The 25,422-nt window shown below is 65.4% G+C and carries 30 protein-coding genes; 20 read left to right on the plus strand and 10 right to left on the minus strand.

Annotation, left to right across the window (positions count from 1 at the left end):
• Positions 1-37: 37 nt before the first annotated feature.
• The 5 genes from fabD to mltG all read left to right on the plus strand — a co-directional run bounded on the left by fabD (position 38) and on the right by mltG (position 4,569).
• Positions 38-976, plus strand: a complete 939-nt coding sequence (gene fabD, locus A6A05_RS15230; protein ID WP_068503096.1) for an ACP S-malonyltransferase — start codon at positions 38-40, stop codon at positions 974-976.
• A 108-nt stretch (positions 977-1,084) separates the two neighbouring features.
• Complete coding sequence (gene fabG / locus A6A05_RS15235) at positions 1,085-1,822, plus strand: 3-oxoacyl-[acyl-carrier-protein] reductase (protein ID WP_068503097.1); 738 nt, start codon at positions 1,085-1,087, stop codon at positions 1,820-1,822.
• A 158-nt stretch (positions 1,823-1,980) separates the two neighbouring features.
• Positions 1,981-2,217, plus strand: coding sequence for an acyl carrier protein (locus A6A05_RS15240; RefSeq protein ID WP_068503100.1), 237 nt, complete (start codon positions 1,981-1,983; stop codon positions 2,215-2,217).
• An 86-nt stretch (positions 2,218-2,303) separates the two neighbouring features.
• Positions 2,304-3,560 (plus strand): beta-ketoacyl-ACP synthase II, encoded by a 1,257-nt coding sequence (fabF, locus tag A6A05_RS15245; protein ID WP_068503103.1) that lies wholly within the window; start codon positions 2,304-2,306, stop codon positions 3,558-3,560.
• Positions 3,561-3,585: 25 nt separating this feature from the next.
• On the plus strand, positions 3,586-4,569 hold the full coding sequence (gene mltG, locus A6A05_RS15250) for an endolytic transglycosylase MltG (RefSeq protein WP_068503106.1): 984 nt from the start codon (positions 3,586-3,588) through the stop codon (positions 4,567-4,569).
• Positions 4,570-4,575: 6 nt separating this feature from the next.
• Here the strand turns inward: mltG and A6A05_RS15255 are convergent, their stop codons facing one another.
• A complete protein-coding gene (locus tag A6A05_RS15255; RefSeq protein ID WP_068503109.1) occupies positions 4,576-5,427 on the minus strand; it encodes a DMT family transporter in 852 nt (283 codons plus the stop codon).
• A gap of 140 nt (positions 5,428-5,567) precedes the next feature.
• Here A6A05_RS15255 and A6A05_RS15260 point away from each other — a divergent pair, with 140 nt between their 5' ends.
• Together A6A05_RS15260 and A6A05_RS15265 are read left to right on the plus strand one after the other, a co-directional pair.
• Positions 5,568-5,978 carry a hypothetical protein gene (locus A6A05_RS15260; protein ID WP_068503111.1) on the plus strand — a complete coding sequence of 137 codons (411 nt, stop codon included), beginning with the start codon at positions 5,568-5,570 and terminating at the stop codon, positions 5,976-5,978.
• Between the two features lie 88 nt (positions 5,979-6,066).
• Positions 6,067-6,513: a copper chaperone PCu(A)C gene (locus A6A05_RS15265; protein ID WP_068503271.1), complete on the plus strand. Its 447-nt coding sequence runs from the start codon at positions 6,067-6,069 to the stop codon at positions 6,511-6,513.
• A 112-nt stretch (positions 6,514-6,625) separates the two neighbouring features.
• Here the strand turns inward: A6A05_RS15265 and A6A05_RS15270 are convergent, their stop codons facing one another.
• Complete coding sequence (locus A6A05_RS15270) at positions 6,626-7,207, minus strand: TlpA family protein disulfide reductase (protein WP_068503114.1); 582 nt, start codon at positions 7,205-7,207, stop codon at positions 6,626-6,628.
• The gene (locus tag A6A05_RS15275; RefSeq protein WP_068503116.1) at positions 7,204-7,770 is read right to left on the minus strand and encodes an SCO family protein; all 567 of its coding nucleotides are present in this window, start codon (positions 7,768-7,770) and stop codon (positions 7,204-7,206) included. The genes A6A05_RS15270 and A6A05_RS15275 overlap by 4 nt, the downstream gene beginning before the upstream one ends.
• Positions 7,771-7,932: 162 nt before the next feature.
• On the opposite strand from A6A05_RS15275, the gene nosZ reads away from it, so the two are divergent.
• From nosZ to A6A05_RS15340, 13 genes are all read left to right on the plus strand, one after another.
• The gene (gene nosZ, locus A6A05_RS15280; protein WP_068503119.1) at positions 7,933-10,230 is read left to right on the plus strand and encodes a Sec-dependent nitrous-oxide reductase; all 2,298 of its coding nucleotides are present in this window, start codon (positions 7,933-7,935) and stop codon (positions 10,228-10,230) included.
• 83 nt (positions 10,231-10,313) lie between these two features.
• Positions 10,314-10,919, plus strand: coding sequence for a c-type cytochrome (locus A6A05_RS15285; RefSeq protein ID WP_068503122.1), 606 nt, complete (start codon positions 10,314-10,316; stop codon positions 10,917-10,919).
• A gap of 57 nt (positions 10,920-10,976) precedes the next feature.
• The gene (locus A6A05_RS15290; protein WP_068503126.1) at positions 10,977-11,732 is read left to right on the plus strand and encodes a c-type cytochrome; all 756 of its coding nucleotides are present in this window, start codon (positions 10,977-10,979) and stop codon (positions 11,730-11,732) included.
• A gap of 63 nt (positions 11,733-11,795) precedes the next feature.
• Entirely contained in the window at positions 11,796-12,452 is a 657-nt protein-coding gene (locus A6A05_RS15295; protein WP_068503129.1) for a hypothetical protein, read from the plus strand.
• A gap of 19 nt (positions 12,453-12,471) precedes the next feature.
• A complete protein-coding gene (nosD, locus tag A6A05_RS15300; protein ID WP_216635816.1) occupies positions 12,472-13,743 on the plus strand; it encodes a nitrous oxide reductase family maturation protein NosD in 1,272 nt (423 codons plus the stop codon).
• The gene (locus A6A05_RS15305) at positions 13,740-14,489 is read left to right on the plus strand and encodes a 4Fe-4S dicluster domain-containing protein (RefSeq protein WP_068503133.1); all 750 of its coding nucleotides are present in this window, start codon (positions 13,740-13,742) and stop codon (positions 14,487-14,489) included. The genes nosD and A6A05_RS15305 overlap by 4 nt, the downstream gene beginning before the upstream one ends.
• Positions 14,486-15,460, plus strand: coding sequence for a NapH/MauN family ferredoxin-type protein (locus tag A6A05_RS15310; RefSeq protein WP_068503137.1), 975 nt, complete (start codon positions 14,486-14,488; stop codon positions 15,458-15,460). Before A6A05_RS15305 ends, A6A05_RS15310 begins: the two co-directional genes overlap by 4 nt.
• A gap of 18 nt (positions 15,461-15,478) precedes the next feature.
• Positions 15,479-16,357 (plus strand): ABC transporter ATP-binding protein, encoded by an 879-nt coding sequence (locus tag A6A05_RS15315; protein ID WP_068503139.1) that lies wholly within the window; start codon positions 15,479-15,481, stop codon positions 16,355-16,357.
• Positions 16,336-16,821 (plus strand): hypothetical protein, encoded by a 486-nt coding sequence (locus A6A05_RS15320; RefSeq protein WP_068503142.1) that lies wholly within the window; start codon positions 16,336-16,338, stop codon positions 16,819-16,821. Before A6A05_RS15315 ends, A6A05_RS15320 begins: the two co-directional genes overlap by 22 nt.
• Position 16,822: 1 nt before the next feature.
• Positions 16,823-17,650 (plus strand): ABC transporter permease, encoded by an 828-nt coding sequence (locus A6A05_RS15325; RefSeq protein WP_068503144.1) that lies wholly within the window; start codon positions 16,823-16,825, stop codon positions 17,648-17,650.
• On the plus strand, positions 17,647-18,369 hold the full coding sequence (locus A6A05_RS15330; protein WP_068503147.1) for a class I SAM-dependent methyltransferase: 723 nt from the start codon (positions 17,647-17,649) through the stop codon (positions 18,367-18,369). The genes A6A05_RS15325 and A6A05_RS15330 overlap by 4 nt, the downstream gene beginning before the upstream one ends.
• Entirely contained in the window at positions 18,366-19,307 is a 942-nt protein-coding gene (gene menA / locus A6A05_RS15335; protein WP_082911003.1) for a 1,4-dihydroxy-2-naphthoate octaprenyltransferase, read from the plus strand. Before A6A05_RS15330 ends, menA begins: the two co-directional genes overlap by 4 nt.
• Positions 19,304-20,158 (plus strand): bile acid:sodium symporter family protein, encoded by an 855-nt coding sequence (locus A6A05_RS15340; RefSeq protein ID WP_068503149.1) that lies wholly within the window; start codon positions 19,304-19,306, stop codon positions 20,156-20,158. Before menA ends, A6A05_RS15340 begins: the two co-directional genes overlap by 4 nt.
• Before the next feature lie 47 nt (positions 20,159-20,205).
• Here the strand turns inward: A6A05_RS15340 and A6A05_RS20975 are convergent, their stop codons facing one another.
• The 7 genes from A6A05_RS20975 to A6A05_RS15370 are packed head-to-tail and all read right to left on the minus strand — an operon-like array spanning position 20,206 to position 25,422.
• Entirely contained in the window at positions 20,206-20,832 is a 627-nt protein-coding gene (locus tag A6A05_RS20975; RefSeq protein ID WP_156521090.1) for a hypothetical protein, read from the minus strand.
• Positions 20,833-20,881: 49 nt separating this feature from the next.
• Positions 20,882-22,498, minus strand: coding sequence for an enoyl-CoA hydratase-related protein (locus A6A05_RS15345; RefSeq protein WP_068503151.1), 1,617 nt, complete (start codon positions 22,496-22,498; stop codon positions 20,882-20,884).
• Between the two features lies 1 nt (position 22,499).
• Positions 22,500-23,549 (minus strand): hydrogenase expression/formation protein HypE, encoded by a 1,050-nt coding sequence (gene hypE / locus A6A05_RS15350; RefSeq protein WP_068503154.1) that lies wholly within the window; start codon positions 23,547-23,549, stop codon positions 22,500-22,502.
• 1 nt (position 23,550) lies between these two features.
• Positions 23,551-23,814 (minus strand): DUF2442 domain-containing protein, encoded by a 264-nt coding sequence (locus A6A05_RS15355; RefSeq protein ID WP_068503156.1) that lies wholly within the window; start codon positions 23,812-23,814, stop codon positions 23,551-23,553.
• 3 nt (positions 23,815-23,817) lie between these two features.
• Positions 23,818-24,078, minus strand: coding sequence for a DUF4160 domain-containing protein (locus A6A05_RS15360; RefSeq protein ID WP_068503280.1), 261 nt, complete (start codon positions 24,076-24,078; stop codon positions 23,818-23,820).
• The gene (gene hypD, locus A6A05_RS15365) at positions 24,071-25,195 is read right to left on the minus strand and encodes a hydrogenase formation protein HypD (protein ID WP_068503159.1); all 1,125 of its coding nucleotides are present in this window, start codon (positions 25,193-25,195) and stop codon (positions 24,071-24,073) included. The genes A6A05_RS15360 and hypD overlap by 8 nt, the downstream gene beginning before the upstream one ends.
• Positions 25,192-25,422 (minus strand): HypC/HybG/HupF family hydrogenase formation chaperone, encoded by a 231-nt coding sequence (locus tag A6A05_RS15370; protein WP_068503162.1) that lies wholly within the window; start codon positions 25,420-25,422, stop codon positions 25,192-25,194. Before A6A05_RS15370 ends, hypD begins: the two co-directional genes overlap by 4 nt.

Below are 25,422 nucleotides of genomic sequence, written 5' to 3' on the forward strand. Positions count from 1 at the left end.
TCCTCTCGCCCAATCTCATCCCCCAAGGAGGTCAGCGATGTCTCGCGCGTTCGTGTTTCCCGGTCAGGGCTCGCAGGCGGTCGGCATGGGCCGCGAACTGGCCGAGGCCTTCGCCGAGGCCCGCCATGTCTTTCAGGAAGTCGACGACGCCCTGTCGCAGAAGCTGTCGGCCCTGATGTTCGAAGGCCCCGAGGATCAGCTGACCCTGACCGAGAACGCCCAGCCGGCCCTGATGGCGGTCAGCCTGGCGGTGGTCCGCGTGCTGGAAGCCCAGGGCGGCCTGGACCTGGCCAAGGATGCCCTGTTCGTCGCCGGCCATTCGCTGGGCGAATATTCGGCGCTGGCCGCCGCCGGCACCTTCTCGCTGGGCGATACCGCACGTCTGTTGAAGCTGCGCGGCCAAAGCATGCAAAAGGCGGTGCCGGTGGGTGTCGGCGCCATGGCCGCCCTGCTGGGCGCCGAGTTCGAGCAGGCGAAGGAAATCGCCGCCCTGGCCGCCGAGGGCGAGGTGTGCGAGGCCGCCAACGACAACGGCGCCGGCCAGGTGGTGGTGTCGGGCCACAAGGGCGCGGTCGAGCGCGCCGTCAAGCTGGCCGCCGAGAAGGGCATCAAGCGCGCGGTGATGCTGCCGGTGTCCGCGCCCTTCCATTGCGCCCTTATGCAGCCTGCCGCCGATGCCATGGCCGAAGCGCTTTCCAAGGTCGCCATGAACGCCCCCAAGGCGCCCCTGGTGGCCAACGTCATCGCCGCCAAGGTCACCGACCCGGCCGAGATCCGCGACCTGCTGGTCCGTCAGGTCACCGGCACGGTGCGCTGGCGCGAAGGCGTCCTTTATATGAAGGACAACGGCGTCACCCAACTGGTCGAGCTGGGCGCCGGCAAGGTGCTGTCGGGCCTGGCCAAGCGCATCGACAAGGAATTGTCGGGCACCAATGTCGGCACGCCGGCCGACATCGAAGCTTTTCTGAAGGGATAAGCCGTATCCCATTGTCATGCCCGGACTTGATCCGGGCATCCAGGGGGATGGTCGGGTCAAGCCCGGCCATGACGGATTGGGGACGGAGCAAAAACGAGGAGAAGAGGAATGTTCAATCTGACCGGCAAGAACGCGCTGGTGACCGGCGCCTCGGGCGGTATCGGCCGCGCCATCGCCACCCTGCTGCACCAGGCCGGCGCCACGGTGGCCATCCACGGCACCCGGCGCGAGGCGCTGGATGCCCTGGCCGCCGAACTGGGCGACCGCGTCCATGTCCTGACCGCCAACCTGTCCAAGACCGACGAGGTCGAGCAATTGGTCAAGGATGCCGAGGCCGCCATGGGCAGCCTGGATATCCTGGTCAACAATGCCGGCATCACCAAGGACGGCCTGGTGATGCGCATGAAGGACGAGGACTGGGAAGCCGTCATCGCCGTCAACCTGACCGCCGCCTTCCGCCTGTGCCGGGGCGCCATCAAGGGCATGATGAAGCGCCGGGCAGGGCGCATCATCAACATCACCTCGATCGTCGGCGTCACCGGCAATCCCGGCCAGGTCAATTACTGCGCCTCGAAGGCCGGCATGATCGGCATGACCAAGTCGCTGGCCCAGGAAGTGGCCAGCCGCGGCATCACCGTCAACGCCGTGGCGCCCGGCTTCATCGCCACCGCCATGACCGACGAACTGAACGACGACCAGAAGACCAAGCTGCTGTCCAACATCCCGCTGGGCCGCATGGGGTCAGTCGAGGACATCGCCGCCGCCGTGCTGTACCTGGCGTCCGATCAGGCGGCCTATGTCACCGGCCAGACGCTGCACGTCAATGGCGGCATGGCGATGATTTAGAGGGATCGCCCTTTACGCCACAAGATGTGGCGGGAGTGCTGGTCAAGGGCGAAAAAGTGTGGTAGGTAGCGGTCACTTTCCGCCGGAAAGGGGGGCGATCCCGTCTCCTGGGGCGGGGAAACCGTCTTTCTGGCAAACGAAATTTTGAGGGAATTCACATGAGCGACGTCGCCGAGCGGGTTAAGAAGATTGTCGTCGAGCATCTGGGCGTGGAAGAGGCCAAGGTGACCGAAAACGCCAGCTTCATCGATGACCTGGGCGCGGACAGCCTTGACACCGTCGAGCTGGTCATGGCCTTCGAAGAAGAATTCGGCTGCGAAATCCCCGATGACGCCGCCGAAAAGATTCTGACCGTCAAGGACGCGATTGACTTCATCTCGAAGGCCAACGCGTAATTCGGGACCGAAGGGCGCCGTTCCCCGACATGGGGCCGGCGCCCTTTCTCTGATTATTCCAATTTGCGTTTGAACGGGATATCCCCATGAGACGAGTCGTCGTCACCGGCATCGGTATGGTTACCCCCCTTGGCAATGGCGCCCCCCATAACTGGAAGCGTCTGCTGAACTCGGAATCCGGTATCCGCACCATCGACCATTTCGACGTTTCGGATCTGGCGGCCAAGGTCGCCGGCGTCATTCCGCGCGGCACCGGCGAGGGCGAGTTGGACCTCGACAAGGTGGCGTCGTCGAAGGATCGCCGCCGCATGGATGATTTCATCATCTATGGCCTGGGTGCGGCGATGGAAGCGGTCGAAGATTCCGGCTGGATGCCCGAGGACGAGGAATCGCGTGAACGGACCGGCGTGATGATCGGTTCTGGCATCGGCGGCCTGCCCGGCATCGCCGAGGGCGCCCAGATCCTGAAGGATTCGGGGCCGCGCCGCATCAGCCCGTTCTTCATTCCCGCCGCGCTGATCAACCTGGTCTCGGGCCATGTGTCGATCAAGTACGGCTTCAAGGGCCCGAACCACGCGGTGGTGACCGCTTGCGCCACCGGCGCGCACGCCATCGGTGACGCCGCCCGCATCATTCAGTTCGACGACGCCGACGTCATGGTCGCCGGCGGCACCGAATCGGCGGTCTGCCGCCTGGGCCTGGCCGGCTTCGCCGCCGCCAAGGCGCTGTCGACCAGCTATAATGACAGCCCGACCGAGGCCTCGCGGCCGTGGGACAAGGGCCGTGACGGCTTCGTTATGGGCGAGGGCGCCGGCATCGTCGTGCTCGAGGAATACGAGCACGCCAAGAAGCGCGGCGCCAAGATCTACGGCGAAGTGATCGGCTACGGCATGTCCGGCGACGCCTATCACATCACCGCTCCGGCCGAGGACGGCAATGGCGGCTTCCGCGCCATGAAGGCCGCCTTGAAGCGGGCGCAGATCAACCTGGATCAGGTCGATTACATCAACGCCCACGGCACCTCGACCCCGCTGGGCGACGAGATCGAGCTGGGCGCCGTCAAGCGCCTGTTCGGCGACCATGCCTACAAGCTGTCGATGAGCTCGACCAAGTCGGCCATCGGTCACCTGCTGGGTGCGGCCGGCGCGGTCGAGGCGATCTATTCGCTGCTGGCCATGCGCGACCAGACCCTGCCGCCGACCCTGAACCTGTCCAACCCGTCCGACGGGTGCGACATCGATCTGGTTCCGAAGGTGGCCAAGCAGCGTTCGGTCAAGATCGCCATGTCGAACTCGTTCGGCTTCGGCGGTACCAACGCCTCGCTGATCTTCAAGGCGGTTTGATCCGGCGGGACGGGGCGTCTTTGTCATGAGGACAGCCCTGCTTCGCCTGTTCCTGCTGGTGTCGGTCCTGGTGGTCGCCGCGATCACCTGGGGCGCGCTGGAAGGGCACCGCCGTTTCACCGCTCCCGGGCCGCTGGCCGAGCCGGCGACGGTCGTGATCCCCAAGGGGGCCGGGCTGGAAACCATCGCGCGGCGCCTGCACGGGGCCGGGGTGATCCCCGACATCTACAGCTTCCAGGTCGGCACCCGGATCCGCGCCGCGACCATGCGGGCCGGCGAATATGCCTTTCCCGCCCGGATCAGCCCGGAAGCGGCGATGCGCCAGATGGCCGAAGGCCGGACCGTGGTGCACAAGCTGACCATCCCCGAGGGTCTGACGGTCAAGCAGGTGGCGGCCCTGGTATACAGCGCCGACTTCCTGGCCGGCGAGGTGGGCAAGATGCCGGCCGAGGGCTGGCTGCTGCCCGAGACCTGGCACCTGTCGCGCGACGACGACCGCGCCGAGCTGATGGGACGGATGGAAAAGTCGATGCGCCAGGCGTTGGAGCAGGCCTGGGCGGCGCGGGCGCAAAACCTGCCGATCAAGACCCCGAACGAGGCGCTGATCCTGGCCTCGGTGGTCGAGCGGGAAACCGCCTTGAAGGCCGAGCGGCCCAAGGTGGCGGCGGTGTTCCTGAACCGCCTGCGTTTGGGCATGCGCCTGCAATCGGACCCGACGGTGATCTATGGGCTGTCGGACGGGCTGGGCGTCCTCGAGCGGCCCTTGAGCCGGGCCGATCTGGAAAAGCCGCATCGGTGGAACACCTATGCGATGGACGGCCTGCCGGCGACGCCGATCGCCAATCCTGGCAAGGCCAGCCTGGACGCCGTGCTGCATCCGGCGGAGACCGACGCGCTTTATTTCGTCGCCGACGGCACCGGCGGGCACGCCTTCGCCCGTACTCTGGACGAGCATAATCGCAACGTCGCCCAGTGGCGCAAGATCGAGCAGGCCCGCAAGGGCAAATAGCGCTTCCTAGCCCAACGCCGACAGCGTGGCGATGCCGACGAAGGTGGCCATGATCCCCAGCCATTGCAGGCGGTGGATGGCTTCCTTCAGGGCCAGCCGGGCCAGGGCGATGGTAACGATACCGAAACTAGACGACACCGTGCCGGCGATGGCGGCGTTTTCCTCGGTCTTGACCGCCAGGATGGCGACGAAGGCCAGGGTGTCGAGAACGCCCTGAATGGCGGCCAGGCCCAGCCAGCCCGGCGGCGGCAGCCGGGTCGGGCGGTGGCGCAGCCACACGAAGGGGATGACCAGCACCACGCCGACCACGCGGGCCAGCCACAGGGCCGGCCCCTGGCCGTGATCCAAGGTGGCGTGCAGGCCGGCCACCAGCGTCACGCCGAACAGGCCACCCGCCAGCAGCGCCAGGATTGTGCCGCCCTTGGCTTTCCGGGTGGCGTCGGGCGCGTCCGAGGCAAAGCGGGCCACCAGCCACATTCCCGCCATCACCAGGGCCATCGCCGCCCACACCATGGGTTCGGGCCTAAGGCCGTCGAAGATCACCATGTACAGGATCGACCAGGCCGGAAACGCCCCGGCCAGCGGCGCCACCGTGGCGATGGGGGCGCGGTTCAGGGCCTCGTACAGGGCCAGGGTGCCGATCACCGACAGGGCGCCGTACAGCAGGGCGGCGGTGGTCGGATTGCTGGGCGGGGCGGTGCCGGTGACGGCCAGCCAGGCCGATACCATCACCGCGCCGGTGGCGGTCACCACCAGCAGGGCCAGGGGCGGCCCCAGCACCCGGCCCGAGAAGCGGGCGGCGAAGTCGGCGGTGCCCCAGGCCAGGGCGGCGGCAAGTCCCATCAGGATCGCGAACATCAGGCCAGGGTGCCCGCTGACGGCGACGGAATCAAGGCGGGCGGGGAATTGACCTTGCGGACGGCTTGGCTCACACTTGACCTGGGTCAAAGACCACCCTTGGCAAGGTTGCCAGGGTGGGATTTGATCGGAGGTGGAACATGATCCAGTTCGGGCAGGTCAGGTGTTGGTTGGACCGGGGCGCAAGCCGCCGGGTCGCCGCACTGCTTGCCTTGCTGGGCTTCTTGTTCACCTCGACCACGCCCGGCCTGTCCCTGGTGGCCATGGCCGGCGCCAACGTCTCGTTTTCCGGGGCGTTCGGTCTTTATGTCTGTCATGCGCAAAGCGGGGCCGTGGCTGCCCCCGACGCGGATGAGACGCTTCCCCTGGCAAGCGACGGCTGCTGTCTGATCTGTCAGGCGGCGCAACTGGCCGGCGGAACGGTGCCGCCCCAACACTTCACTCTCCCCACCGAGAGCGCGGCTAAGATCCGGTTGGCTGTTGTCGCCCAGACCATCGCCCACGGGCAGGCCTCAGGCCCGCTTCAGCCTCGCGCACCTCCGGCCGCCTGATCCTTTTCGTACAATTCGCCATTTTTCCGCGCCCCGCCGGTCGATCGACCGTGCGAAAACCGCGAGCATGTTCACAAGGATCATCATCATGAAATTGACCGCTCTGACCGCCGCCCTGCTGCTGGCGGTGTCCCCCGCCTTTGCCGGCGACATGGAAATCTCGGGCGCGTTCTTGCGCGCTTCGCCCAAGGTCGCCAATGCCGGCGCCGGTTTCCTGACCATCAAGAACGCCACCGGTCAGGACGACCGCCTGATCGGCGCCCAGGCCGACATCTCGAAGACAGTCGAGCTGCACACCCACATCAAGGACGGCGAAATCCTGCGCATGCGTCCGGTCGAATCCATCGCCGTGCCGGCCGGCGGTGTCGCCGAGCTGAAGCCCGGCGCCGACCACGTCATGTTCATCAATCTGACGAAGCCGCTGGCCGAGGGTCAGAAGGTGCCGGTGACTCTGGTGTTCGAGAAGGCCGGCAAGAAGCAGGTGGACATGCCGGTGATGGCCATCGGCACCATGGCCGCCCCGGCCGGGCATTAAGGGCCGAGGGCTGCCCGTGCCGGGCCGGCTCAGGCGAACTAAGGGCCGAAGGCCGCCCGTGCCGGGCCGGCTCAAACGCCGCCGGGCTGGTGTGGAGTAAAGGCCGAGGGCCTTAAGGCGCCGTCGTCGTCTTCGCGGGCGGCGGCGGCGCCATGGCCGGGTTCAGCGTCTGCCCTTTGATCAAGGCCCGCATCAGGGCCATCGCCTCGGGGCCGTCCCATTGGGCCGGGCCGACGAAGCGCGCCACCTCGTGGCCCGACCGGTCCATCAGCAAGGTGGTCGGCAGTACCGGCGCGCCCAGAACCTCGCCGGCGCGGCGGTGGTGGTCGACATGGACCGCCAGGTTGCGGATACCCAGCCGGGCATAGGTGTTGACCGCGCCGATGGCGCCCGATCGGTCCAGGCACAGGGCCATGATCCTGGCCCCCTCCGGCTCGATCAGCGGCTTCAGTCGGTCCAGCGCCGGCAGTTCGGCGACGCACGGCAGGCACCAGCTGGCCCACAGATTGACCAGCGCCGGCTGCCCGGCCAGGCTGTCGAAGCCGGCCATCTGGCCCTGATTGTCGCGGATGTCCAGGGCGGCGACCGGGCGCGGGCGGTCGTGGACGAACAATCCCTGTTCCACCTTGGCCGCCGCCGTAGGCCGGATCAGGCCGGCCGCCGCCAGGCCGACCAGAAGATCGCGCCGCCTCATCGGGCCTTTTCCTTGCCGTCGATCACCTGGGCCAGGCGCTCGGCCACATCCTCGGGCGCCGACAGATGGCCCAGCTTGGCCACGAAGCGGCCGTCCCGGTCCATGATGTAGATGCCGGCCGAATGATCGACCAGATAATTGTCGGGATCGGCGGTCATCGGCGGATGCAGCTTGTAGCGGACCTTGAACGCCTTGGCCGCCGCCTCGACCATCTCGGTCGTGCCGGTCAGGCCGACGAAGCTGGGGCCAAAGGCCTGGACGTACTCCTTGAGGTGCGAGGCGGTGTCGCGCTTGGGATCGACGGTAACGAAGATCGGAACCACCTGGCTGGCCTTGGCGCCCAGGGCGTCGATGGCGGCGGCCATGGTCGAAAGCGTGGTCGGGCAGATATCGGGGCAGAAGGTGTAGCCGAAGGTCATCATCCGCACCTTGCCGGCGAAGCTTTGGTCGGTGACCCGCCCCCCGTCGTGGGAGTCCAGCAGGAAACGGCCGGTCAGCTCCTGCGCGCCGGCCGTGCCGGCGAACAGGGCGGTCGCAATAAGGATGGCGAAAAGGCGCTGCATGATGGCGTTCGTCCGATGAACCTGTGATGGGGCCCATCTCACCAGAGAATTGATGATCGGGAATTGACCAAGGTCACGGCTGGCTGAACCTCGCGCCCTCATCCTCACCGGCGAAGTGTTGGGTCATCTGATATCCCATTTAACAGATCATAGGTGGGGAAAATGAAACGTACCATGAAGCTGGCGAGCCTGCTCGCCACGGTGAGCTTTGGCGTTCTGGCTGCCAGCGAAGCTCTGTCGGCGGAAAGCCTGGCCGACGTGATGAAGCGCCGGGGCCTGAATGAAAAGGACGTCCTGGCCGCCGCCAAGACCTACACGCCCACCGGCAAGCGCGACGAATTCGTCGTGTTCTCCTCGGGTGGCCAAAGCGGTCAGGTGATCGTTTACGGCATCCCGTCGATGCGTATCTTGAAGTATATCGGCGTCTTCACGCCCGAGCCCTGGCAGGCCTATGGTTTCGACGACGAATCCAAGCGCGTCCTGCGCGAAGGATCGGTGGTCGATGGTCGCGAGATCACCTTCGGCGACACCCACCATCCGGCGATTTCCGAAACCAACGGCGAATATGACGGCCAGTTCCTGTTCATCAACGACAAGAACACGCCCCGCATCGCGGTCATCGACCTCAAGGATTTCGAGACCAAGCAGATCGTCTTGAACCCGATCCTGCAGTCCGAGCATGGCGGTACCTTCGTGTCGCCGAACACCGACTACATCATCGAGGCGGCGCAGTATCCGGCCCCGCTGGGTGGCGATTTCGTGCCCCTCGAGCAGTTCAACGAAAAGTATCGTGGCGCCGTCACCTACTGGAAGTTCAACCGCGCCGAAGGCCGCATCGAGCCCGAGAACTCGTTCTCGCTCGAATTGCCGCCCTACAGCCAGGACCTGTCCGACTTCGGTAAGGGCCCGTCGGATGGCTGGTCGTTCACCAACTCGTTCTGCGCCGAGCGTTATGTCGGCGGCATCGAGCGCGGCCGTCCGCCGTTCGAAGCGGGCTGCTCGGCCAAGGACACCGACTTCCTGCATGTGGTGAACTGGAAGAAGGCCGAAGAGCTGTTCAAGGCCGGCAAGGTCAAGAAGATCAAGGGCCACTCGGTCATCGACATCGCCACCGCCGCCAAGGAAGGCGTGCTGTTCCTGATCCCCGAGCCGAAGAGCCCGCACGGCGTCGACGTCACCCCGGACGGCAAGTTCATCACCGTCTCGGGCAAGCTCGACACCCACACCTCGATCTTCTCGTTCGAAAAGATCCAGGCGCAGATCAAGGCCGGTGCCTTCGCCGGCAAGGACGAGTACGGCATTCCGATCCTGGACATGCAGAAGTCGCTGCATAAGCAGGTGGAAATCGGCCTTGGCCCGCTGCACACCCAGTACGATTCCAAGCCCTGCGTCGCCTACACCTCGGTGTATGTCGATTCGCAGCTGGCCAAGTGGGATTATTGCGAAGGCAAGGTGCTGGACAAGATCTCGATCCACTACAACATCGGCCACTTGATGGCCATGGAAGGCGATTCGGCCAAGCCGGCCGGCAAGTACGTGGTGGCGCTGAACAAGCTGGCCATCGACCGCTTCAACCCGGTCGGCCCGCTGCATCCGCAAAACCACCAGCTGATCGACGCCTCGAACGACAAGCTGCAGCTGCTGTACGATATGCCGCTGCCGCTGGGCGAGCCCCACTACGCCGTGGCGATCTCGGCCGACAAGCTGAAGCCGCATATCCGCTACCCGCACGGCACCGATTCCCGCACCGAGAAGAAGCATCCCGCTTCGGTGCGCGCCGGTCAGGAGCGGACCGAGCGTAGCCCGGGCAAGGTCGAGGTGTTCGGCACCGTCATCCGTTCGCACATCACGCCCGAAATCATCGAGGCGAGCGAAGGCGACGAGGTGATCATCCACCTGACCAACCTGGAACGCGCCCAGGACGAGACGCACGGCTTCGCCATCTCGAAGCACAACGTCAACCTGTCGCTCGAGCCGGGCAAGACCGCCTCGGTCACCTTCAAGGCCAACAAGGCCGGCACCTATCCCTATTACTGCACCGAGTTCTGCTCGGCGCTGCATCTGGAGATGGAAGGCTACCTGCTGGTTCAGCCCGCCAACTACAAGGCGGCCGACACCGCCAAGGGCAAGGAAGGCGTGGCCTATACCCAGAAGGACTATGACGCTCGCGTCGCGTCCAACGTCGCCACCCAGAAGGTCATCGACAGCGTCGTCGGCTACATCACCAGCGTGAACTACAAGGACTTCCCGTCCGTGGTCGCCCTGGTGGAAGACGCCACCGATCAGCTGAACTTCGCCAAGGGCGCCAAGGACAAGTCCGAGGACTTCGCGAAGAAGGCCGATTGGCAGAACGCCATGCTGTGGGCCGAGCAGTGGTTCCAGTACCAGGTCAAGGCCGCCGACATCGGCATTCGCGCCAAGACCCACCTCGAGCAGAACGGGGCCAAGAAGGTCCAGTAAGGCTTGAGGCCGAAACAGTAACTGAAGTGCTCGGGGGGCGGAGAAATCCGCCCCCCGTTGCCTGAAAGGCCAAGGAGAGATTGATGATTGTCAAATCCACCCCGACCCTTACGGCCCTGGTCCTGGTCCTGGGGCTGGTAGCCGCCGGCCCGGCCCTGGCCGCCGACGGCAAGCAATTGTTCGCAGACAAGGGCTGCACCGCCTGCCACGGCGAAGACGCCAACACGCCCTTGGAACCCGGCTATCCGCGCCTGTCCGGCCAGAACGCCGAATACGCCTTCACCCAGTTGAAGGACATGAAGTCGGGCAAGCGCAATAACGGCCTGTCGCCCGACACCATGAAGCCCATCCTGGAAGAGGTCACCGAGGAAGAGATGAAGGCCCTGGCCGACTATCTGGCCAGCCTGCCACGCCTGATGGCCGCCACCACGCCGACCTCCGGCGAGGGCCGGAAGCTTTACATGACCAAGACCTGTGTGGCCTGCCACGGCAAGGACGGCCTGAAGCCGGTCTTGAAGACCTATCCCTTCGTCGGCGGCCAGGACCAGAAATACATCCTGACCCAGATGATGGACATCAAGACCAGCAAGCGCGTCAACGGACTGACCAACGCCATGCAGCCGGTCATGCATCTGGTCCAGGACAGCGAGATCGAGGCGATCGCCGAGTTCTTAGCCAACGTCAAGTGACCCCGGGGGTGGGGGGTATAAGTTTTGTCTAAAGAACCCTTGTGTGGAGAGAGAGGAATGAAGACGCTGATTCGCGCCGTTGCCGTGGCCCTGGTCGCCACCGCTGCCTTCGGGACCGCCGCCTACGCCGCGGGTGCCAAGGACAAGCCCGCCCAGGGCAAGAGCCTGGGCGACAAGGATTATCAGTGGAACGCCAATGGCGGCGAGAAGGACGAGGCCCTGCACCTGAAGCCCGACCTGGCCAACGGCCGCGACGTCTATGAAGTCTGCGCCGCCTGCCACCTGCCGGAAGGCTGGGGCCAGACCGACGGCACCTTCCCGCAGTTGGCCGGCCAGCACAACAAGGTCATCATCAAGCAGCTGGCCGACATCCGCGCGCTGAACCGCGACAATCCGACCATGTACCCGTTCGCGCTGCCCGACCAGATCGGTGGCCCGCAGGCCATCGCCGACGTCGCCGCCTATATCGGCAAGCTGAAGATGAACCCCGAGCCGGGCTATGGCGACGGCAAGGATCTCGAGCACGGCAAGAAGCTCTATAAGGAACAGTGCGCCCGCTGCCACGGCGACCACGGCCAGGGTGACAACGACAAGTACTATCCGCGCCTGGAAAGCCAGCACTACAATTACCTGCTGCGCCAGTACCAGTGGATCAAGGAAGGCAAGCGCCGCAACGCCAACCCGGAAATGGTCAAGCAGATCCAGTGGATGAGCGACCGCGACACCAAGGCGGTGCTGGACTACGTCTCGCGCATCAAGCCGCCGGCCAATCTGATCGGCCCCAAGGGCTGGAAGAACCCCGACTTCGAGTAATTACGTCCTGACCGGTGGGGGAGGGGCCAGCCCTCCTCCTCCATCCAATGCCAAGAGGTTGCCATGCAGACCCAGGACAAGGGCAAGCTGACGCTCGCCTTCCGTGCCCTCACCGTCGCGGCCGCGCTGCTGATCGGCGGGGCGTATTTCTCTCCCGTCTGGTGGGTGGCCTTGAAGGCGCCGAACTACCCGGCCCAGACCTTCCCGGACGGCGTGCGTATCCACTTCCACGTCAACGGCGTGTTCAACGGCTGCAAGGAGCGCCCGAAGACCGACGACGTCTACGAGGAAGAGGCCCTGGACTGCGTCCACGAGATGAACGTCATCAACCATTTCATCGGCATGGAACCGATCGAGAAGGGTGCCCGTCTGGAAATCATGGCAGCGCCCTATCTGTTTGCCCTGGTCGGCGTGATGCTGGCGGCCTTCCTGTTCTATTCCGGGCCGTTCTGGTGGGTGCTGCCGATGTCGGGCATCGTCATCCCCATCGCCTTCGTCGCCGACTACGCCGCCTGGCTGTGGTGGTTCGGCCACAATCTGCATCCGTGGGGCGCCTTCACCGTCAAGCCCTTCATGCCGACGGTGTTCGGCGAGGGCAAGGTCGCCCAGTTCGGCACCTTCTCGTATCCCCATTACGGCTTCGGCCTGTTGGTCGCCGGCGCCTTGTTGCTTGTCCTGGCCGCGTTGCTGCGGCGCAAGAGCCTTAAATCGGACGGTTGAACTTGTCGAGGTGATGACCATGCGACCCTCGCCCCGGGTCCTGTTGTCCGTCGCTGCCGGCCTTGGCGCCCTGTGGGCCGCTGTGTCGGGGGCGACCATCCAGGCGCCGCCCGCCAAGGACGCCCGCCTGATCCAGGACATGATCGACCAGGCCGATGCGGGCGCCGAACTGGTGGTGCCCGCCGGTCGCTGGAACGGCCGCCTGGTGGTGGATAAGCCGATCGTGCTGGACGGCAAGGGCCAGGCCACCATCGATGCCGGCGGGTTCGGCACGGTGCTGGTGGTCAAGACCTCGGGCGCCACCGTGCGCGGCCTGAAGCTGGTCGGCACCGGCGAGAATCACGACACCGAGGATGCCGGCATCCAGGTGCGCGGCAACAACAACGTCATCAAGGACAATTTCATCGAGGATGCGCTGTTCGGTATCGACCTGCAGCAATCCTATTTCAACGTCCTGCGCCGCAATCACATCACCTCGAAACCGCGCGACCTGGGGCTTCGGGGCGACGGCATCCGCCTGTGGTATTCCGACGACAACACCCTGGAAGACAACACGCTGAAGGACAGCCGCGACTTCGTGCTGTGGTACTCGAAGCGCAACAAGGTGTCGGGCACGCTGTCGGAGGGCAACCGCTACGGCCTGCATTTCATGTTCTCGGCCGACAACATCATCGAGAACAACCACTTTCTGCACAATTCGGCCGGCATCTCGATGATGTACGACCAGGGCGACGTGGTGCGCGGCAACGTCATCGCCCATTCGGTCGGCGCCACCGGCACCTGCATCTCGCTGAAGGAAGCCAGCGACATCGTCATCGAGGGCAACGAGCTGGTCTATTGCGCCAACGGCATCTTTCTCGACGTGTCGCCGTTCCAGCCCGACAGTACCAACCGCATCACCAACAACCGCATCGCCTTCAACGACATCGCCATTTCCTTTCTGAACGATTGGAAGGGCAACGTGTTCACCGGCAACCGCATCGAAAGCAACATGACCGAGGTGGCGGTGTTCGGCGGCGGATCGGCCAAGCGCAACGAATGGGACGGCAATTCGTGGGATTCCTATGAAGGCTTCGACCGAGACGGCGACGGCATCGGCGACCGGCCGCACAAGGTGATGAACTACGCCAGCCGCATCTGGATGGAACTGCCTAATACCCGCTTCTTCAAGGGGACGGCGGTGCTGGAAGTGATCGACTTCCTGGACCGCCTGGCCCCCTTCTCGGAACCCGAATTGTTGCTGGAGGACGGCCATCCGGTGGTGGCCCGAGCCCAGGAGAGGAAATCATGAGCGCGAAGCCCAAGCCGCCGCCCCATGTGCAACTGGAATATCGCCGCCGCTTCCTGCGCTCGGTCCTGCTGGGCGGCCTGGCGGTCGGCGGCTCATTGGCCGGCTGGCTGCCGCTGGCCCGCGCGCACGAGGCGCGCCTGCGCCCGCCCGGCGCGCTGGACGAGAAGCAGTTCCTGGCCTCGTGTATCAAGTGCGGCCAGTGCGTCCAGGTCTGCCCGGTCGAGGCCATCGTCTTAGGCGACATCACCGAAGGCTTCGGCCTGGGCGTGCCCCATATCGATGCCCGCGTCCAGGCCTGCGACTTCTCGTGCGACGCGGTGCAATGCATCCTGGCCTGCCCGACCGGCGCGCTGACCCATACCCTGTCCAAGAAGGAAGAGGTCCGCATGGGCCTGGCCCGGCTGGACAAGCCCGACATCTGCCTGGCCCGCCAGGGTGCCGGCTTCAAGGGTCAGGCGCGCGGCGCTGGCTTTCCCGGCATCCATCGCTACGAGAAGGTCGATCGATGGAACCCCATCAAGATCGCCGACCATCCCTATGACCTGGAAGTGTGCGACCTGTGCGTCCGTGAATGCCCGATCGAGGGTGCCATCCGCCTGGTGCCGATGAGCGACGATTCCGCCGACAAGCGCCGCACCCCCGAGATCACCGAGAAATGTGTCGGCTGCGGCATGTGCGAGATGATCTGCCCGACCGAGCCGGCGGCGATCGTCATCGATGCCCGCAAGCAATGGGGGCAATCATGAGCCTGATCCAATCCCTGGCCATCATGCTGGGCCGCGATCCGACCAAGCCTTCCCCTCAGGAATACTCCGCCGAGGCCGCCGCTATCCACGAGGCCAAGCGGGCCCACAAGCTGGATTCGGCCGAGCGCGCCGCCATCATCGCCGAGCAGCACGCGTCCCACAACGTCCACACCTGGCGCAATCGCCGCTGGATCACGTTGTTGCTGGTCAACGTTCTGTTCGTGTTGTCCTACCGCTTCGACGTCCAGCTGATCGAAGGCGCGCTGACCGCGTCCCGGGTCATCGGCTTCCACTTCGCCGATCTCAACTCGGCGCTGCAGGTGACGCTGGCCTTCAAGACCATCCTGATCAACCTGATCATCGGCACCACCACCGTCTTGTTCATGTGGTGGCTGCTGGGTGGGCGGACCTTCTGTTCGTGGGTCTGCCCCTATCACCTGCTGGCCGAATGGGCCGAGGCGCTGCACCTGAAGCTGGCGGCGAGGAAGCTGGTCAAGGACCATGTGCTGCACCGCCGCACCCGGGTGGTGATGTATGTGATCTTCGCGGGCCTGGCGCTGGCCACCGGCTACACCGTGTTCGAGACCATCTCGCCCACCGGCATCCTTAGCCGCGCCCTGATCTATGGCCCCAGCCTGGCCCTGGCGATCGTCGCCTTGCTGCTGGCGCTGGAAGTGGCCTATTCGCGGCGGATGTGGTGCCGCTACATGTGCCCGATCGGCATCACCTATGCCGTGGTCGGCGCCGTCAGCCCGGTCCGCGTCGTCTATCGCCCGCTCGACTGCCACCACGAAGGCGCGTGCCGCAAGGTGTGCCTGGTGCCCCATGTGCTGGACATGACCAAGAAGGGCTATGCCCCCCAGGTCAATAACGGCCTCGGCGCCGACTGCACCCGCTGCGGCCTGTGCGTCGATATCTGCCCGACCGGGTCGCTGAAGTTCGAGGTCAAGGGCCTCGACAAGTTGCTGTAGGAAAGGACGACGCTCGCCATGATCCGCTTCGGCAACGTCTCAAAGACCTTCAAACGGGCCCGTGTGCTCGACGCGGTCACGCTGGACATCGCCCAGGGCGACCGCATCGCCCTGGTCGGCTCGAACGGCGCCGGCAAGACCACTTTGATCCGCTGCCTGTTGGGCGAATACACCCATGACGGCGTGGTCGCGGTCGATGGCCTGGCGCCGCGCGACCATCGCGGCGAGGTGCTGGCCCGGGTCGGTTTCGTGCCGCAGATCCCGCCGCCCCTGAAGATGCCGGTGGGCGAACTGATCGGCTTCGCCGCCAGCGTGTGCAAAAGCGACCCGGCCCGCATGGTGGCGGTGATCGAGGAACTGGGGCTGGAATACGACCGCATCCGCAAGCTGCCCTTCGTCAAGCTATCGGGCGGCATGAAGCAGAAGACCCTGATCGGCGTGGCCCTGGGCCGCGATTCCGACATCTTGATCATGGACGAGCCGGCGGCCAACCTGGACCCCGAGGCCCGTCACATCTTTTTCCGCCTGCTGGCGGCCCGTAAGGAAAGCGGCGTCATGCTGATCACCAGCCACCGCCTGGACGAGGTCGCCGCCCTGGTCAACCGCGTCATCGAGATGGATATGGGCCAGTTGGTGTTGGACGACCGCGTCGCCGACAGTGTCGACATGGCCAGCCGCATGCGCTGCAAGATCACCCTGGTCCGGCCCGACGACGCCTTCGCCCGCACATTGGGCGAGTGGCATTTCACCGGCGCTGACCGGGAATGGTCGGGGCTGGTCAACGGTCCCGACCGCCTGCGCTTCATGTGCATGCTGTCGCGTTATACCGGCCTGATCGGCGGGCTGGAACTGGTCGAAGGCAAGGAGGGTGCGCCATGTGCTCCTGTAGTGGTGTAACCCGGCGTCGGGTTCTGGCTCTGCTGGGCGCAGCCCTTGCGGTGCCGCTGTCGGCCTGCATGGACAAGGGCACCGGCCCGGTCGAGGTGCGCTGGGGCAAGGAATATTGCGCCTATTGCGGCATGATCATCGACGATCCGCGCTTCGCCGCCCAAGTGCGCGGCGGCCCTGACAAGAAGGTGTCGAAGTTCGACGATCTGGGCGACGCGGTGCTGTGGTTGGCCAAGCAGCCCTTCGCCGACGATCCCGCCACCGAGTTCTGGGTCGGCGACGTCGAGAAGTCGGTGTGGCTGGATGGCCGCCTGGCCTGGTATCTGTCGGGCAAGAAATCGCCGATGGCCCACAATTTCGGCGCGCTGCCCGAGCAACGGCCAGGGGCGATCAGCTTCGCCGAATTGAGGAAGACCATCCTGGAACGCGGCTCGACCAGCCGCTGCGAAACGCCCGAGCAGGGGAGCACCTGACATGAGCGCCTTGTTGCGGGCCGCCTGGCTGGACATCACCGAATCCTTGCGGGCGCGCTGGTTCGGGTTCTATGCGCTGGTCTTCGGCGGCATCGTGGTGGTGCTGTTCGTGTTCGGCCTGACCGAATCGCGCATCCTGGGCTTCACCGGCCTGTCGCGGCTGCTGGTGACCTATATCCAGCTGTGCGTCGCCATCTTGCCGATCTTCATCCTGATCACCACCGTCCGCTCGGTGGCCGGCGACCGCGAGGCTGGCATCTTCGAATACATGCTGTCGCTGCCGGTGCCGTTGTCGGCCTGGTACTGGGGCAAGATGGTCGGCCGCTTCTCTGTGGTCTTCCTGCCGGTGTTCCTGGCCATGGCCGGCGCCGCCGCCTGGTCCAGCTTCCAGGAAATCGGCGTGCCGTGGGACCTGTTCGCCGTCTATACCGCGCTGCTGGTGGCGCTGGCCTGGTCGTTCCTGGGCTTCGGCATGCTGATTTCGGCCCTGGCGCGCTCGTCTGACGTGGCGCAGACCGGGGCCTTCCTGTTGTGGCTGGTGCTGCTGCTGTTCCTGGACCTGATCTTGCTGGGCGTGATGGTGCGCGACCGCATGCCGCTGGAACTGGTGGTGTCGCTGGCGCTGGTCAATCCGCTGCAATCCTTCCGCACCGCCGCCATCTTGCTGTTCGACCCGCAGATGGTGGTGCTGGGGCCGGCGGCCTATGTGATCCTCGATTCCCTGGGGGCCAAGGGCTATCTGGCCTTCGCCCTGGCCTGGCCGGTTTGCTTGGGCACGCTGGCGGCCTGGACCGGCTATCGGGTGTTTCGCAAGGGCGACCTGCCGTGACCGAGCCGCTGTCGGGGACGTTCGGCAATAGCCAGGTCACGCCCGAACAGCGCGAAGGAAAGATCCGCGCGGTGTTCCAGGCGGTGGCCGGCCGTTACGACCTGATGAACGACGTCATGAGCATGGGCGTGCACCGCCTGTGGAAGCGGGACATGGCACGCCGCGCCTCGGCCAAGCCCGGCCAGTTCATCGTCGATCTGGCCGGCGGCACCGGCGACATCGCCCGGCTGATGGCCGCCCCCGACCGGCTGGTGGTGGTGTGCGACCCAAGCAAGGCGATGATGGAGGTCGGCCGCGCCCGTTGCCCCGATTCGGTGCGGTTCGCCGAAGGCACCGCCGAGGCGATGCCCTTTCCCGATTCCTCGGTCGATCTGGTGACCATCGCCTTTGGGCTCAGGAACACCACCCGGCCCGACCAGGCCCTGGCCGAGATCGTGCGTGTCCTGAAACCCGGCGGCCGCTTGCTGTGCCTGGAATTCTCGCAGGCCTGGCCGTTGATCCGTCCGTTCTACGATGCCTGGTCGTTCCACGTCATTCCCCGCCTGGGGGCGTGGGTGGCGCGCGAGCCGGCGGCCTATGAATATCTGGTCGAATCGATCCGCCGCTTCCCCGAGCGCGATGAATTGGCCGATTCCATGCGCACGGCCGGGCTGGTCGAGGTGGGCTGGCGCGATTACACTTTCGGCATCGCCTGCCTGCACCAAGGGACCAAATCATGAGGATCGAGGGCGGCCATAGCCATCAGCCGCCGACCGCGCCGCCTCCGGCCAGTCAGGGCGACCAGCCGCCGACCGGCTGGCGTTTGTGGCTGGCGGCGATTCGCCCGCGCACGCTCACCATCGCCGTCGCCCCGGTCCTGGCCGGCACCGCTTTGGCCTGGAGCGGCTTTGGCCGACTGTCGCCATCGGTGCTGGCAGCGACGCTGGCCGGCGCCGTGGCCATCCAGGCCGGCACCAATCTGTGGAACGATCTGGGCGATGCGCTTCGGGGCGGCGACCAGCCGCTGCGCCAAGGCCCGCCCAGGGTTACCGCCCTGGGCTGGGCGGCGCCCGACCGGGTGCGCCGCGCCGCTATGCTGTGCTTCGCCCTGGCCGGGCTGGTCGGCCTGTATCTGGCCGCTGTCGGCGGCTGGCCGATCCTGGCCCTGGGCGCGGCCTCGCTGGCGGCCGGCTGGGCCTATTCCGGCGGGCCGCGACCAATCGCCTATACCGCCCAGGGCGAAATCTTCGTCGTCGCCTTCTTCGGCCTTGGCGCGGTGGCCGGCACCCACTGGCTGCAGGCGGGTCAGCTGACGGCCGAGGTTCTGGTGGTCGGGCTGGCCCTTGGCCTGCCGGCGGCCGCCGTGCTGATGGCCAACAATTACCGCGACCTGGAAGCCGACCGTCTGGTCGGACGGCGTACCCTGGCGATCCGGCTGGGGATTGACGGCTCGCGGGTTGCCTATGCGTTGATGATGCTGACGCCGTTCCCGCTGATGATGGCGCCCACCGCGCCCGATGGCGGTTGGGTGTGCCTGGGCGCGGCGCCGCTGGCGATCCGGCTGATCATCGACTTCGCCACCCGGCCGCGCGGGCCGGCCTTCAACGCCATCCTGGCCGCCACCGCCCGCTTCCAGGTGATGCTGGCGGTGCTGGCCGCCCTGGGGGCGCTGCTTTGATCGCCGAAATCTTCCTGCCGGTGGGGCTGGCCTTCATCATGTTCAGCATGGGCCTGGCCCTGACTTTGGATGATTTCCGGCTGGTGGCCAGCCGGCCCCGCGCCGTGGCCCTGGGTCTGGCCTGCAAGATGGTGCTGCTGCCGCTGGTGGCGCTGGGGGCCATCGCGATTTTCCGGCCGCGCCCGGAATTCGCCGTCGGCCTGATGATCCTGGCGGCCTGCCCGGGCGGCATCACCGCCAACCTGCTGACCCATCTGGCCGGCGGCGCCACCGCCCTGGCCGTCACCCTGACCGCCATCACCTCGATCACCGACAATGTGACGGTGCCGTTGGTGGTCGATTGGGCGCTGACCCATTTCATGGGCCGGGCCGCCCCGGTGGATTTGCCCATCGCCCGCATGACCGGCGGCCTGTTCGCCGTCGCCACCTTGCCCTTGCTGGTGGGCATGGCCATCAATCGCTGGGCGCCCAGGCTGGCGGGAAGTGTGCGCAATCCGGCCCGCCAAATCGCCACCGCCTTGTTCGCGCTGATCGTGGTGGGCGCTTTCGCCAGTCAATGGAATGTGATGATGGTCCACGCCGGCGAGATTTTGCCGCCGGCCATCGCCGTCAATCTGGTGGTGATGGCGGCGGCCTTCCTGTCGGGGCGCGGCGCCGGGCTTGACGGCCGCGAGACCATCGCCCTGGTGCTGGAGACGGGCTTGCAGAACGGCGCGCTGGGCATCTTCGTCGCGGCGACGCTGCTGGGCAGTCAGGCGATGATGGTGCCAAGCATCGTCTATGCGTTGGTGATGAACGTCTCGGCGATTGTTTTTATTGTCGCGGTGCGGCGGGCGGCGACGGTGGCGTAGGGGGGCGCCTTTGCAAGTTTCCGCACGTTCTCAGGCGATGGACAGCCTTACGGGGACAATTCCCGCGTTATGTCGCAGGGTTCCTTGCCCTCACTGTCATCAGGGAAAAATGAATTCTGGCTGTTTGTCACAATTATGTTGTTAATTAGTATGCGCTGTATTATGCCGTCTTGTACGAAGGCGTTAAGTAGTGTGCATCTAGAGCTTAAATCAATTACAGTGGTATTCATTTTTATGGTTTGGTGTACCGAGCCAATTTTTCTTAAGAAACCTTCTGCGGTGCGTTCGTCGTGATGAATGGCATCGTGTAGAAATATTGCTGTTACGACTATTGGTCCATTGTCTTTTGTGTAAAACTCTGCAAAATGACCGTCACCGTTATCGAATGTATGAAAAATTCCAGTTCCAATTAAACTTGTTCCGATCTCAGTGTGTTTTTTGTAATTTTTCAAAATTAGTTGCTTCATGTTGTTGGTGTAATTGTTGACAATGTCTTCGAGCGCGGCGTCATCACATGTTGAATATTCAGGCATGTGTGCGTTTGGCGTTTCGGTCCAATGGCATTCATCAGCGTAGCATCCACTGGCGATCATGATTGCCCCATATGCGATGATAAATGTGCGGCGCATCATGGCGGTGCTGTGTCCTTGATTGCTCAAACCGGCCAATTCCAACAGATTGCCAGGCTCGTCAGGTGAAGGGGGCTGTTGGTTCTCCAGTGCTTCAACCCTTGCCCCGATGCCTTGCTAAATAAAGCGGTGTTCGCGACTTCGGCACTTTCCGGATGAAATTGTAACGCGCCACGTGGTAGCTGGGGTCGAAGCCGTAGAAGTTCAGCTTCATGCGTTCCAGCTCCTCGGCGCGATAGGTTTCCAGCGGCTTTTCCGCCTCGTCGGCCAGGCGGGCCAGGCCCTTGGCGGCGATGCGGGCGTCGATGGCCGGGTCGGCGGCCAAAGCGTGGGCGCGGGCCTCGGCCTCGGCGCGGAAGCTGGATGGGCAGGTGCCGAAACTATCGTCGATCAGGCCCAGGCGCTGGGCCTCGGCCGTTCCCACCGGCAGGCGCGCCTGGGTCACCTGGCGGGCGGCTTCCTCGCCGCAGCGTTTGGGTAGCAGATAGGTCCAGTATTCCGAGCCGTACAGATTGCCCATGCCCTTGTAATGGGGGTTCAACACCACGCCGGAGCGCGCCCACACCAGATCGGCGGCCAGCGCCATGAACACGCCGCCGGCGCCGCCATTGCCTTGCATCGCCGCCACCGTCAGGTGGCTGGTGCAGGTGATCACGGCACGGCACAGATCGTTCATGGCGTTGATGTTGGCCCAGGATTCATCGGCCGGGCTGGCCGCCGCCTCGATGGTCGACAGGTGGATGCCGTTCGACCAGAAATCCGGCCCGCCCATCAGGGCGATCACCTTGGTCGGCCGCTTGGCCGCATCATGGAAGGCCGCTTCCAGCCGGCGGCATTGATCGGTGCTCATGGCGCCGTTGTGGAAGGGAAAGTGCAGGAAGCCGACCGCGCCCTTCTCGTCATACCAGATGTCGTGATGGCCGGGCATGGTGGGCAGCGAGGCGGCGATCTCGGGCAGCACCTGGGCCGCCGGCAGCTTCAAGCCGTTGGCACCAAGATGGCCGATCCACACCGCGCCGTCGGTGGTGGCCCGGGCCAATTGGTGGCCGCGCCGGGCGATCCAGGTGCCAGGCGCACCTTCCAATCCTTCCGATGGGTGGGCGTCGTGCAGGTAAAGTCCGTCGTCCAGAACGCCGGGCGTGCCGTCGGATGCGCGGATCTTGCGCAAGATGGTGGCGCTGTCGTCCTTGGCCCAAGCGATGGCGCGGTCCTTCTGGCGCATCTGGGGCTTCCACCACGACCGGCGCGGCAATTCGGGGACGGGGCTGTGGTCCACCGCTTCCAGCACCGCCGACACCGCCGCCTCGGTGATCTCGTTTCGGTAGATCGAGGATTTGGTGGCTTCGCGCATGGTGAAGGTGCGGTGCGCCCAGACCGGGCCGGCATCCATTTCCGACACCGCCTGCAGCACGGTCACGCCCCAGCTCTGCTCGCCTTCCAGGATGGCCCAGTCCAGGGCCGAGGGGCCGCGATCGCCGATCGGGCCGGGATGGACCACCAGGCAGGTATGGTTTCGCCATACCTGCTCGGGGATGGCCCGCTTCAGGAAGGGCGCGATGATCAGATCGGGCCGGGCCAGCTCGACCGCCTGGGTGGTGACGGCATCGTTGACGTCGAATTCCAGGCTGACGGCGTGGCCGCGTTGGGTCAGTTCGACCCACAGGCGCTGGGTCAGCGAATTGAAGGAATGGGCCAGAAGCAGGATGCGCATGTCAGCAGATCCGGGGCAATTGTTCGCCGGCCAGCCAATCGACCACCCGGGTTCCGCCCATCGCGGTCTTCATTCGGACGAAATGGTGGGGATCGGCCTCGCAGGTGCCGATGCGGGCGGCATCCGTTCCCAGCGGGTGGGCGCGCATCACCGCCAGCAGCCGGTCGGCGTCGGCGGCATCGCAGATGCAGATCAGCTTGCCCTCGTTGGCGACGTAAAGCGGGTCCAGGCCCAGAAGCTCGCAGGCGCCGCGCACCGCGTCCTTGACCGGTACGGCGCGCTCGTCGATGACCATGCCGGTGGCCGATTGGGCGGCGATCTCGTTCAAGGTGGCGGCCAGGCCGCCGCGGGTCGGGTCGCGCAATACCCGGATGCCGGGGCAGTCGGCGACCATGGCGGCGACCAGGGTGTGCAGTGCGGCCGAATCCGACAAGATGGCGCTTTCGAAGCCAAGGGATTCTCGCTGGCTCATCACCGCGACGCCGTGATCGCCCATGGTGCCCGAGATCAGGATGGCGTCGCCCGGGCGGGCGCGGTCGCCGGAAATCCGAACGCCCGGCGGCACGAAGCCGATGCCGGCGGTGGTGATGAAGATGCCGTCGCCCTTGCCCTTTTCCACCACCTTGGTGTCGCCGGTGACCACCGGCACGCCGGCGGCCTTCGAGGCGGCGGCCATGCTGTCGACGATGCGCTTCAAGTCGGCCAGCGGGAAGCCTTCCTCGATGATGAAGCCGGCCGACAGCGAATGCGGCACGGCGCCGGCCATGGCGACGTCGTTGACGGTGCCGTGCACCGCCAGGCTGCCGATGTCGCCGCCGGGAAAGAAGAGCGGGCTGATGACATAGCCGTCGGTGCTCATCACCATGCGGCCCTGGGGCACCACGAATTCTGCCTGGTCGTTGCCCTGGTTCAAGGCCTCGTTGTCGAAGGCGGCGACGAACAATTCATCGACCAGTTGGGCCATGGCGCGGCCGCCGCCGCCATGGGTCAGATCGATGCGGCCGTGGGTAATGTCCAGCGGGCGGGGATGGGTGCGGCGGGGCAGGGTCATGCTAGTTCTGTCCGGGAAGCGGGGCGCCGGTGACGCGGGAATACAGCACGTAGGGATCGATGTCGGCACCGCCGGGCCAGCAGATGGTGCCGATCTCGGGGTTGACGGCGACCTTGGCGAACTCGCTTGGATCCTTGAGGGGGGCGAACACCCCCTTGAACGACAGGACAGAGGCGAAATCCACCTCGCCCACGGTTCCGTCGCCAAAGGTCAGGCGCAAGGTGAACTCTCCCGTCCGGGTCACGGCGACAACGTCTCGGTCCATGCCTTACTCCAGCGGTTCGATCTTCTTCAAGGGCAGGTCGTTGCGCGCCAGGTTCCAATCCTCGGCCAGTTGCGCGCGATGGGCCGCCGCCCATTCTATCACAAGACCCAGGGCGCGAGGCGGCAAACGGCCGCTCAGGCAGGCCAGCGAATCTATCGCGATCACCGCTTCGTGGTCGCCGTAGCGGACGTGGAAATGCGGCGGCGCGTGATCGTCGTAATACATCGCGATGATCATGCCCAGGAACCTGCTGATCTCAGGCATCGCGGAAACGTCCATAGGTCCAATGGGCGGCGCAGGCGCCCTCGGCCGAGACCATGCAGCTGCCCATGGGGTTCTCGGGCGTGCACACGGTGCCGAACAGCTTGCAGTCGGTGGGCTTCTTGACGCCGCGCAAGATGGCGCCGCATTCGCAGGCCTTGTTGTCGGCGACGCTGTCGGCCGGCACGTCCCAGTGGCGCTCGGCATCGAAGGCGGCGAAGGCGTCCTTGATGCGAAGGCCGGAATAGGGCACCAGCCCCAGGCCGCGCCATTCGAAACTTTTGCGCAACTCGAACATCTCGGCCACCAGGGCCTTGGCCTTGGGGTTGCCGTCGCGGGTGACGGCGCGGGCGAACTCGTTTTCCACCTCGAAGCGGCCCTGGTTGATCTGGGCCACCAGCATGCGCACCGCCTGCAGCACGTCCAACGGCTCGAAGCCGGCGATCACCACCGGACGCTGATATTCCTCGGCGAAATATTCGTAAGGGGCCGATCCGATGATGGTCGAAACATGGGCCGGGCCGATGAAGGCGTCCAACTGCACCGTGCCCAGCTCGCGCACCTCGGGGCTGTCCAGGATCTGGGTGATGGCCGAGGGAGTCAGAACGTGGTTGCAGAACACGAAGAAATTGGAAAGCCCCAGGGCGGCGGCCTGCTTGACGGCGACCGCCGTCGGCGGCGTGGTGGTCTCGAAGCCGATGGCGAAGAACACCACGCTTCGATCGGGATTGTCGGCGGCCAGCTTGACGGCGTCCAGGGTCGAATAGACCATGCGGATGTCCGCCCCCTCGGCCTTGACCTTCAACAGCGACAGGCGCTTCGAGCCCGGCACGCGGAGCATGTCGCCATAGGTGCACAAGATCACGCCCGGTTGGCGGGCCAGCCAGATGGCGGCATCGATGCGGCCGACGGGGAGCACGCAGACCGGGCAGCCGGGGCCGTGGATCATGCGGACATTGGCCGGCAGCAGGTCTTCCAGGCCATAGCGGCTGATGGCGTGGGTGTGGCCGCCGCAGAATTCCATGATGTGGTAGGTGCGAGCCGGATCGGCCTCGGCGCGGATGGCGGCCGCCAGGCGTCCTGCTGCGTCGCCGTCCCTGAACTCGTCGATATATTTCATGTAAGGGCGCCCGTTTCCTGCATCTCGGCCCATAGCGCCAGGGTCTTTTCGGCCTCCGCGGGATCGACCTTGGTCAGGGCATAGCCGACATGGACGATGACATAGTCGCCAACCGCCACGCCATCGACCAGGGCCAGCGAAACCGCCTTGGTGACGCCGCCCAGATCGACCTTGGCCTGGTCGCCGTCCAGCAATTCGGTCACCAGCGAGGGAAGGGCCAGACACAT

Source organism: Magnetospirillum moscoviense, from assembly GCF_001650635.1.
Lineage (GTDB): Bacteria > Pseudomonadota > Alphaproteobacteria > Rhodospirillales > Magnetospirillaceae > Magnetospirillum > Magnetospirillum moscoviense.